Origin of the sequence: Peribacillus asahii, assembly GCF_003570725.1 — a bacterium.
In the GTDB taxonomy this organism is placed as follows: Bacteria; Bacillota; Bacilli; order Bacillales; family DSM-1321; genus Peribacillus; species Peribacillus asahii.
Genome location: NZ_QWVS01000076.1, coordinates 1 through 9,220 on the forward strand (window position 1 = coordinate 1; position 9,220 = coordinate 9,220).

The following is a 9,220-nucleotide window of genomic DNA, read 5'->3' on the forward strand; positions in this document are numbered from 1 at the left end:
TGCTCATATTGCACTTTTTAGTGTGTGCTCACTTTTAAAAAAACGTTGGCGTTTCTGTTTTGTTTAGTTTTCAAAGAACTACGTCGTCTTAGCGACATTTGTTATCATAACATAACTTTTCAAAGTTAGTCAATAACTTTTTTTAAATATTTTTCACGTTAGAAATTAACTTAGACATTCTACTTCCATCTTCATTAACTTCTCAACCCCTACTAAAAACTCTTTGTGGAATCCGCAGTAGGAATTACAATGTTACTATTTTAGTATAAAAAAGTCAACATCCTTTTGAAAAACTATACTCTAATGAAACTTTTTTTGTATGTCACCTTACTATAACGAACAAGATAAGAGAAATCCTTTTATATTTCTAAAATAAAAATACAAGTGAACGGAGACTTAATGAATGGAACAGATTAAACAGTTGCTGCGTGATTACGGCTATCCTGAAGAAGAGATTCCCAATGTATTGAAAGAGCTCGGAACAACAGACTATGAACAAATAGAAAAAAGCATCATGCCTTATCGCGACATAACAGCTAGTAGAGATAACCAAGACCAATTCTAGTTTTACGAACCCCCACCTTAAGAAATGTAAATAGGAAATCCTAATGAGTAGGTGGGGATAGTTCAACCTACAACAACGTCAACCACGTTCGTCCTCTTCATCCTCAATGTATTTAAACGCTGTTTAATTCTCTTTTGTAGAGTGAAGAATGATTATAAGGTGATAAAGATGGAGGTTTTTTAATTTTGGGCAGTATCATCGCTCCCGCACTAATGATGATACTTCAAAGAAAATGGTTTATATCTCGGATTATTTTTCATGTAGCCGCGATTCTATCAGCACTTATTTTTGGGAATATCGCTTCTATCTCCATCCATCAAATCATCGAAGATCAAACAGTATTCATGACCAATATCCACGCTTTATTTCTCAACCCTCTTTTCTTACTAACAGGGGCATATTTAGGCGTATATTTACTCTATACGCTCGCTTTACATACATTATTAAATGATATCAGTCATTCAAATTAAAAAGCAGATTCATACTAAAACTTAAAACTTCAACCGCTTTTATCCTAAAATCCGTTCCTTATTTCAAGGATAATGACATAGTTAGGATAAAAGCGATTATTTTTATTGTTAAATAAATTATTATGTCAGGTATGTTTTAAGTACGTGGTTATGAAAAGCTACTCGGATCAAACTTAATGTTTTTAATTACATAATACAAGGTATGATAAGCATAGGGTTTTATAACGGACCCTGACCACTCCCATGGCTAAAGCCAAGGGGTTCTTTCTCACAAACATCCCACTTACCATCTTCTATAAGGAGAGGCAGAGGTGAAACTTAGGTGAGCAACGCTTGAGAGATTTTCTCTCTCAAGTGGGCAAGGTCTGTGCCGACTACGCCGTTCAACCGGCGATACTTTTTCCTGTTAGAGGTTTGTCCTTAAGAGAGGAATCTTTTGTTTTTCGGACAAAAACCGGCGATACCAAACAGGCTGCTTAAACACCACGGAAACCAGTGGTTGGACGGCCATGTGATGTTTTTTACGCGCAATATTCTGAGCGCCGTTTACATCACGATGGATTTCTGTTTTGTGAACAGAACAAATGAACATCCTTCCCTTTGCACGATGTCTGCCTCCGCAAAACGGACAGTCTTGAGATGTATAGCTTTCTTCGGCTTCTGTCACGATGATGCCTTTGATTTTCGCTTTATAGGTGAGTTTTTGTTTGATTTTCCCTTGATTCCACAAGGACAGTTGTTGTCTTCTCACTTTGTTCTGTTTTCGTTTCTTCTGTTCGTTCTTCTTGGTTCCTTTTTCAATGCCTGATACGTTTCCAATGACTAAATGCGTGACTTTTTCTACTTCCAAAAAATTCACAATCTCTTTCGTCGTTTTATGTTCCAAGGCTTCGAGCTGGTTGTTGCTTGTTTGGCGTAGGCGGTTTCTGGCGTATTTGTACCTTTTCCATTGACGAGAACCTTTTTTACAACGGGACATTTTCTTACTTAAGTCCGCTAAAGCTTTGGCACGGAATTGAGAGATACTGCGCATCGCACGTCCTGACACGACAAGGGCTCGATCTTCGGTGGCCACTGCGACAGCATGAATTTCTCCTAAATCTCCACCTGCCACCTTCTTCTCATACGCAGACAGATTTTGTTCAGGAACTTGAACCGCATAACAAAACCAATACGCTCCGTTCCGCCAGACAATTTCCGCATAGTTACATGCGTTTAAGTGTTCTTCTGATCGATTGGGGATAACGACCGATGTATGTTGCTTCGGAAACTTGTCGTTCCAGTTTTTCTTTTTCTTCTTCGTTAAAAGGTCAGAGAGGGAGAATCCATAGTCTACTTTTTTAATCGTGATGGTGTCTGTTGAAATGTCCATAGAAGCTTTTTTTAAGGGAATACAATAATAATATTTTCTTCGCCACGGATAGTTGGCTTTTTTATCCGTTTTTCTCAGTTGTCGAATCGTTTCACGGTTCGCTGCATACTTATCTGCAATGGCCTGAACCGTTTGTGAATGAAGGTTGTAGGTTTGTTTCCGAATGGCTTGAATCTCTGTTTTACTTAACCATTTGTTACAAGCAAAATAATAGGAAGTAGCTTCCCTCACGATATCATTCCAAACGGAGGCTGCTTCTCGTTGCATCGTTCTTAATTCTTCATATAAGTTGGAATCATAGGGAATTTGAAAGGAATGAGTCACAAACAAAGCGATTTTCCTCCTTTCTCTTTGACTTACACTTATTGTACCAGAACACCCGTTCCTAAATCAAGAGTATATCCTATAAAAAAGCGAACCTTTGATGTGTCATCCAACACGCCCGGTTCTACCTCACTCTCATCCTATCCCTAAAAGGAGTGTAAATCACAACGTAATGGGCTTTCTCGTTCCGAAAATCTGTAATAAGCTTCTACAAAGGGGCTGGTTGCTTTGCATAGACGTAAAAATATGCCTCTCATCCTTATTTTGTGTGTTTTCTTGCTCATATTCCTTATCGTCAATGCTATCCGCAACATTAAAGTTTATATTGTATATAGTTCAGGTATCATGCCTTTATTATTTATGGGACTCATAATCTTAGTTGTTGCTATTCTTTGTTTTAGACGTTCCTGAAAAGGCAACCAAAGAAACTTGCCTTGTCTAATTCCCTCATTTTGTCCTTTAACTCACTAAAAAAAAATCAAAAAAGAAGTATCTAAGAAGAATAATCGTTCAGCTAAACAGTGAAGCTGCCCCGAAAGCCATTTTTCATGAATTTTGGGGTAGCTCTTTTTCATTCCCATGAAAATGAATCACACTTAATACTCAAACAGGCTACGAATAGTCCACCCCATAGACAGCATAATAGAAGAAAAAGGGGGCAATTTTTGTGGAAAAAGAGGTAATTATCGAAGAACTAAACACTTTATTAAGAGGTACATATATGGGAATACGTTCGTTTGAACATTATATCCAAAAGGTAGACGATGAGGAGATAAAGAAAACATTTCAGTCTATGCAGCAGGATGTAAAGCTAAATGCCCAACAAATAGCGGAACGGATTCAGAATCTAGGTGGAGTTCCAGCTGACGATGAAGGTTTCTCTGGATCCATGCATAGCTTTATGCATAAAGTCATGCTGCCTGATGATACAAATAAAATTATCGAGGATGCCTTAGAAGGATTAGATAACTACGGCGTTCAGTATTCCGAGGAACTTGTAAAGGGAGACTTAGATCCAGAAAGTAAAAAAATTGCTAAAAAAATGATTGATACTAGCCGGAGACAGGTTGAAGAATTACGGCATTTATTACATTAATAATCCTATGAGATTAGTGTTTTCACTAGAAGGAATCGACTGTTCAAGAAATGTTGATTCCTTCTTTTGTTGTTTAAAGAGAAGCAATGTCAAAAAGCATCGCACTCCCCCTACTCCCCTGCAACTCTTCGCTCATTTCTATAATACGTGGACCAAATGATTCCCTCTGCGTTTAAAGCAGATTTTTGATTTATAGGTGTATAAAAAATTGATAGTTTGGTAATAATCTAGATAAGGAAGTTATCTTAAAGGAGGTAAAATGATGTCAAGAGAAAGCCAATTAGCGCTGTCTAATTTTATTAATGAAAACCAATTTAATCTAAGCTCTTACCTCACATGTTTGTTTCATCAATTTTATAATAACCTTCCTAATCAACCTAAGAACTAAGATACATTAACCCTATTATTGTTTAAAAAACAAAATCACCCGGATATAAATAACAAAAAACTAACAATAAAAGTATTTGAATTTTCTGAAAACTATTGTTATAATAAAAAAAAGGTCAAGGAGTTGATTTTCAATGAAAAAGAATTTGCTTAACACACCAACAATTAATGAGGTAAATATTATGGATTCCGAATTTGCTGAAATGGTGTTAAACAAAGTCCTTTGTGATTTCCGAAAAGAGCAACTTCGAAAAGAGATCGATCGTTCATTAGAGAATCGGAACAAAGAAGAATTCCTACGATTAACGGAAGAATTAAAACTTATTTCTTAAATCCGTTATATACATCGAAATGATTTTAAGATAAAACAGCTTAAGAAGCCTGGACAAGGCTTCTTTTTATTGTCCCTTCTCTTTTGCAAATAAAACGTTAAATCTATTCGTGTTTTGCTATAATGATAGAGTTATGATGACTCGAGGGATAATAGTACACTTGCATAGGCAATCCCCCACTTGAAAAATTCATTATTTTCAACTATATTAACAAACAATATATTAGGTTAGGGGTATATACATGGTAAAGAAAGTTGTATCAGCAATGGAAGTTGCTAAATTGGCAAATGTATCTCAATCGACAGTATCACGGGTGTTTACACCGGGAGCAAGCGTCTCAGAAAAAACAAGAGAAAAAGTATTGAAAATAGCAGAAGAACTAAATTATCAACCTAATGCATTAGCAAGGGGCCTCATTACAAAAAAAACGAATATGGTTGGCCTAGCAATGAAAGATATTCAGAATCCGTTCTATCATGAGGTTTTAGGGATATTTACAAAAAAACTAAGAGCACAAGGATATTCTGTGTTATTTGTGTATACGGAAAATGAAGAAATTCAACAAGAAGAAATTAATCATTTCTTAGAATATAATGTGGAGGCCGTTATTGTAACCGATGCTCTTCTATCTTCCAAAGTCGTGGCGAAACTTCAAGACTATGATATTCCTGTCACATTATTCAATCGACATGATAAAAATTTAGTATGTAATTCTGTCAGCTGTGACAATATCAGCGCTGCCAACGAAATTGCTGCCTATATTTACGAAAAAGGGTATAGGGATATCGTGTTTATTACAGGAAAAATTAACACATCCACAAGTCAGGACAGGCAAAAAGGATTTACGGACTTTTTTAAAAATAAAGGAATCGATATCACGATATTAGAAGGAGATTATACATACGAAAAATCCTTTAATCTTACAAAAAATATGCTGGAAGCTGGACATAGACCTGAAGCTATTTTTGGAGCTAATGATATAACAGCTTTAGGAGCGTTAGATGCGCTAAAGAAAAGAAATATTTCCGTACCAGACGAAACGATTGTAATTGGATTTGATGATATCAAAATGTCATCCTGGCCTAATTATTCCCTATCAACCTGGGTACAGCCTATAGAGCAAATGGTCGATGAAACGATTAATTTATTAACCTCTGATTCCAATAATGACAATCCTAAAACCGTAAAATTAAAAGGTCACTTTATCCATCGTAAAACCACAAAATAGTATGAATATTTTATATATTGACAATTGTAAACGTTTACCTTATGATTCTATACAAGCGATGGTAAATCATGTTTTTGCATACGAATGCAGAAACTTAAACTTCTTTGCATACGTATGCAAATTTTTTCTTCTCTGTTTTGCATACGTATGCAATATACTATAAAAAAGGGAGAGATTATAATATGGCAACTTATTTAAAACAAGGTAAAGTAGCGGAAGATATTCAAAAGGACGATGCAAAGGTTTCTGAAATAGTTAGTTCTACTATTAAGAGAATTGAAGAAGAAGGCGATAAAGCTATCAGAGAGTTATCAGAAAACTTTGATAAATGGAGCCCTGAAAGCTTTCGTTTAACGGAAAAGCAAATCGAGGAAATCTGTGCTTCTATTCCAGCACAAACTGTAGAAGACATTGAATTTGCCCAAAACAACATTAGAAGATTTGCAGAAGAACAAAGAAAATCTATGACAGATATTGAAGTAGAAACAATGCCAGGTGTTATTCTTGGACACAAGAATATTCCAGTAAACAGCGTCGGCTGCTACATTCCTGGAGGACGTTATCCAATGGTTGCTTCCGCACATATGAGTGTACTGACGGCTAAAGTAGCAGGAGTTAAAAGAGTCATCGCCTGCACTCCACCGATTAATGGAGAGATTCCAGCTGCAACAGTCTATGCAATGTATAAAGCTGGAGCTGACGAAATTTATATTCTTGGCGGAATTCAAGCGATGGCTGGAATGGCAATCGGTACAGAAACAATTGAACCCGTAGATATGATTGTTGGACCTGGTAACGCATTCGTTGCTGAAGCAAAACGTCAATTATATGGCCGCGTTGGTATCGACTTATTTGCCGGCCCAACAGAAACATTAGTCGTTGCTGATGAAACAAGTGATCCAGAAATGATTGCAACAGACATTCTAGGACAAGGTGAACACGGACCAACTTCACCAGGGGCATTAATCACAACTTCTAAAGAAATTGCTGAAGAAACAGTTAAGGAAATCGAAAGACAGTTACAAATTTTACCTACAGCTGATGTAGCAAGAGTTTCTTGGGAAGATTATGGACAAATCATTTTAGTTGAAGACGAGCAAGAAGCTTTAAAAGAAGCAGACCGATTAGCATTCGAACACGTTGAAATCCTTACGAAAAACCCTGATTTCTTCTTAGAGAATATGACAAATTACGGCTGCTTGTTCTTAGGACCTGAAACAAATGTTGCTTACGGAGATAAAGTAATCGGAACAAATCACACGTTACCTACAAAAGGTGCAGCAAGATATACTGGCGGACTTTGGGTAGGTAAATTCTTAAAAACGGTTACATATCAAAAAGTTACATCACCAGAACAAAGTGCCTATATTGGTGAATATGCAGCTAGACTTTGCCAATTAGAAAACTTCGCTGGTCATGCTGAACAAGCATTACTACGCGTTCGTAAATACGGAAATAAAAAATAAAGGAATATTTGGTCCTTTATATACAACAAGGTAGGTGGCTTATATGATAAGTATGTTTGGGTTAATTGGAGGCTTAGTTTTATTAACCGTTCTCGTCATGAGAGGCATGAATCTACTAATCGTTGCTCCAATCTCAGCACTGTTCGTAGCAGTGCTGAATGGAGTACCGCTATTCCCGCAGTTTGCGGCTAAAGGAGAAGTAGATTTCATTACTGGTTATATGACTGGCTTTGCAGGATTCATTACATCCTGGTACTTAATGTTCTTAGCAGGTGCTATTTTCGGTAAAGTTATGGAAGATAGCGGTGCCGCAGAAAGTGTATCACATTGGATTGTTTCAAAAATCGGAATGAAACACGCTGTGCTCGCTGTCGTGCTTGCCTGTGCAGTTTTAACATACGGAGGCGTTAGTTTATTCGTCGTAGCTTTCGCTGTATATCCAATGGCAGTCAGTTTATTTAAAGAAGCGAATTTACCTAGAAGATTTATACCAGCAGCATTAGCTTTTGGTTCTACTACGTTTACTATGACTTCTGCAGGATCACCTGAAATTCAAAACTGGATTCCAATTCCTTATTTACAGACAAGCCCGTATGCAGGATGGGAAGTTAGTTTAATTACAGCTGTATTTATGCTTATATTCGGATATTACTGGCTCATGAGAATGATTAAAAAAGCTGTTAAAAATGGCGAGCATTTTATTCAAAGAGAAACAGATAATACCGAGATAAGAACAAACTTACCACATCCATTATTAAGTTTAATTCCTTTATTAGCTGTTCTTATCGTGGCATTTATTTTCCATGAGTCGTTAGCCCAATCTGCTTTGATTCTTGCCCTACTAAGCGGTATTATTGCCACATGGTTATTAAACAGAAAATATTTCAGGAACTTTTGGGATGCAGTTAGTGAAGGAACAGCTGGTGCACTTATTGCGATTGGGAATACGGCTGCGGTAGTTGGCTTTGGAGGAGTCGCCAAAATAACTCCTGCATTTAGCACAGCAGTTGATTTCATGACGAGCATTCCAGGATATCCATTAATCGGAGGAGCTTTAGCCGTTATGGTTATCGCCGGATTAACAGGTTCTTCATCCGGTGGTCAATCCATTGCACTCCCTATTCTTGCTCCGCACTATTTAGATTTGGGAGTTAACGCAGAAGCCCTTCATCGAACGGTATCCATCTCATCTGGTACGTTAGATTCATTACCTCACGGAGGATATGCTGTAACAACAATTAGAGCCATCGCTGGTGAAACACATAAAGACGCCTACCCTGCATTTGGTGCGATGACAGTAATTGTACCGATTGTAGCAGTAGTTCTTGCTGTTATCTTATTCTCGATTGGTTTAGGGATTTAAGTTGAAAATAAAAGAAAGCGCTTTTACTTTCTTATTCATAAAGCCGTATGTAGCGATGCTACATACGGCTTTTATGTGTGTATTATAAAGGTACCGTCAGAAAAAACGATGTCTTAATGACTTGATTAAGGAAGGAAGAAATAAAAATCATCCTTAACGGATGGTTTTCTCTTTAGCCGAAAGCTTTTGTTACTGACCGAATCTCAAAAAGATCTGCTCTTTGCCTTCGTTTCTTTTTCCTTACCTCTTATTTGTGAATAGATTAATGTATTCCGCCATACTTAATCATTCTGCGCTATATCACCTTGAATCTGATTATGTATACGTTCTTCTATTACCTTCTTGTTTCCTCCGAATGTTGCCATATACTATTTGGTTACACCAGAATTTTTGTAACGATTACATCGCATTTTAGTGCGTGGAGTATTTTTTAATGCCTTTCATGACCTTGCTATATATTACTTATCTTCTGTATTTAGAGAAGTCTTAATATCACGCTGAAAGCTCTTTGAATCCTAGGCTAGGCCTAGGGTTTTCTTTTCCATAGACAAAAAAACAGCCCCTACTACTTGGGGCTGTTTGCTTTTGCCTGGCAACGTCCTACTCTCACAGGGGGA

General features: G+C 37.0%; 8 protein-coding genes. 7 read left to right on the forward strand and 1 reads right to left on the reverse strand.

Annotation, left to right across the window (positions count from 1 at the left end):
* The first annotated feature begins 403 nt into the window (after positions 1-403).
* Both D1953_RS21520 and D1953_RS20835 read left to right on the forward strand, forming a co-directional pair.
* Positions 404-565, forward strand: coding sequence for a hypothetical protein (locus D1953_RS21520; RefSeq protein ID WP_182480704.1), 162 nt, complete (start codon positions 404-406; stop codon positions 563-565).
* 185 nt (positions 566-750) lie between these two features.
* Entirely contained in the window at positions 751-1,035 is a 285-nt protein-coding gene (locus D1953_RS20835) for a transposase (RefSeq protein WP_245980300.1), read from the forward strand.
* Positions 1,036-1,441: 406 nt separating this feature from the next.
* Here D1953_RS20835 and D1953_RS20840 read toward each other — a convergent pair whose 3' ends face one another.
* Positions 1,442-2,731: an RNA-guided endonuclease InsQ/TnpB family protein gene (locus D1953_RS20840; RefSeq protein ID WP_245980302.1), complete on the reverse strand. Its 1,290-nt coding sequence runs from the start codon at positions 2,729-2,731 to the stop codon at positions 1,442-1,444.
* 667 nt (positions 2,732-3,398) lie between these two features.
* On the opposite strand from D1953_RS20840, the gene D1953_RS20845 reads away from it, so the two are divergent.
* The 5 genes from D1953_RS20845 to D1953_RS20865 all read left to right on the forward strand — a co-directional run bounded on the left by D1953_RS20845 (position 3,399) and on the right by D1953_RS20865 (position 8,603).
* Positions 3,399-3,827 carry a DUF2383 domain-containing protein gene (locus tag D1953_RS20845; protein ID WP_119119060.1) on the forward strand — a complete coding sequence of 143 codons (429 nt, stop codon included), beginning with the start codon at positions 3,399-3,401 and terminating at the stop codon, positions 3,825-3,827.
* Positions 3,828-4,348: 521 nt separating this feature from the next.
* Positions 4,349-4,546 (forward strand): IDEAL domain-containing protein, encoded by a 198-nt coding sequence (locus D1953_RS20850; RefSeq protein ID WP_119119061.1) that lies wholly within the window; start codon positions 4,349-4,351, stop codon positions 4,544-4,546.
* 241 nt (positions 4,547-4,787) lie between these two features.
* Entirely contained in the window at positions 4,788-5,774 is a 987-nt protein-coding gene (locus D1953_RS20855; protein WP_119119062.1) for a LacI family DNA-binding transcriptional regulator, read from the forward strand.
* Positions 5,775-5,956: 182 nt separating this feature from the next.
* The gene (gene hisD, locus D1953_RS20860) at positions 5,957-7,240 is read left to right on the forward strand and encodes a histidinol dehydrogenase (RefSeq protein ID WP_119119063.1); all 1,284 of its coding nucleotides are present in this window, start codon (positions 5,957-5,959) and stop codon (positions 7,238-7,240) included.
* A gap of 43 nt (positions 7,241-7,283) precedes the next feature.
* Positions 7,284-8,603 (forward strand): GntP family permease, encoded by a 1,320-nt coding sequence (locus D1953_RS20865; RefSeq protein ID WP_119119064.1) that lies wholly within the window; start codon positions 7,284-7,286, stop codon positions 8,601-8,603.
* Positions 8,604-9,220 lie beyond the last annotated feature (617 nt).

Bases quoted from the DNA above. Each gene is read 5' to 3' on its own strand.
- hisD (WP_119119063.1), top strand. From the start codon at position 5,957: ATGGCAACTTATTTAAAACAAGGTAAAGTAGCGGAAGATATTCAAAAG.
- D1953_RS20865 (WP_119119064.1), top strand. From the start codon at position 7,284: ATGATAAGTATGTTTGGGTTAATTGGAGGCTTAGTTTTATTAACCGTT.
- D1953_RS20850 (WP_119119061.1), top strand. From the start codon at position 4,349: ATGAAAAAGAATTTGCTTAACACACCAACAATTAATGAGGTAAATATT.
- D1953_RS20855 (WP_119119062.1), top strand. From the start codon at position 4,788: ATGGTAAAGAAAGTTGTATCAGCAATGGAAGTTGCTAAATTGGCAAAT.
- D1953_RS21520 (WP_182480704.1), top strand. From the start codon at position 404: ATGGAACAGATTAAACAGTTGCTGCGTGATTACGGCTATCCTGAAGAA.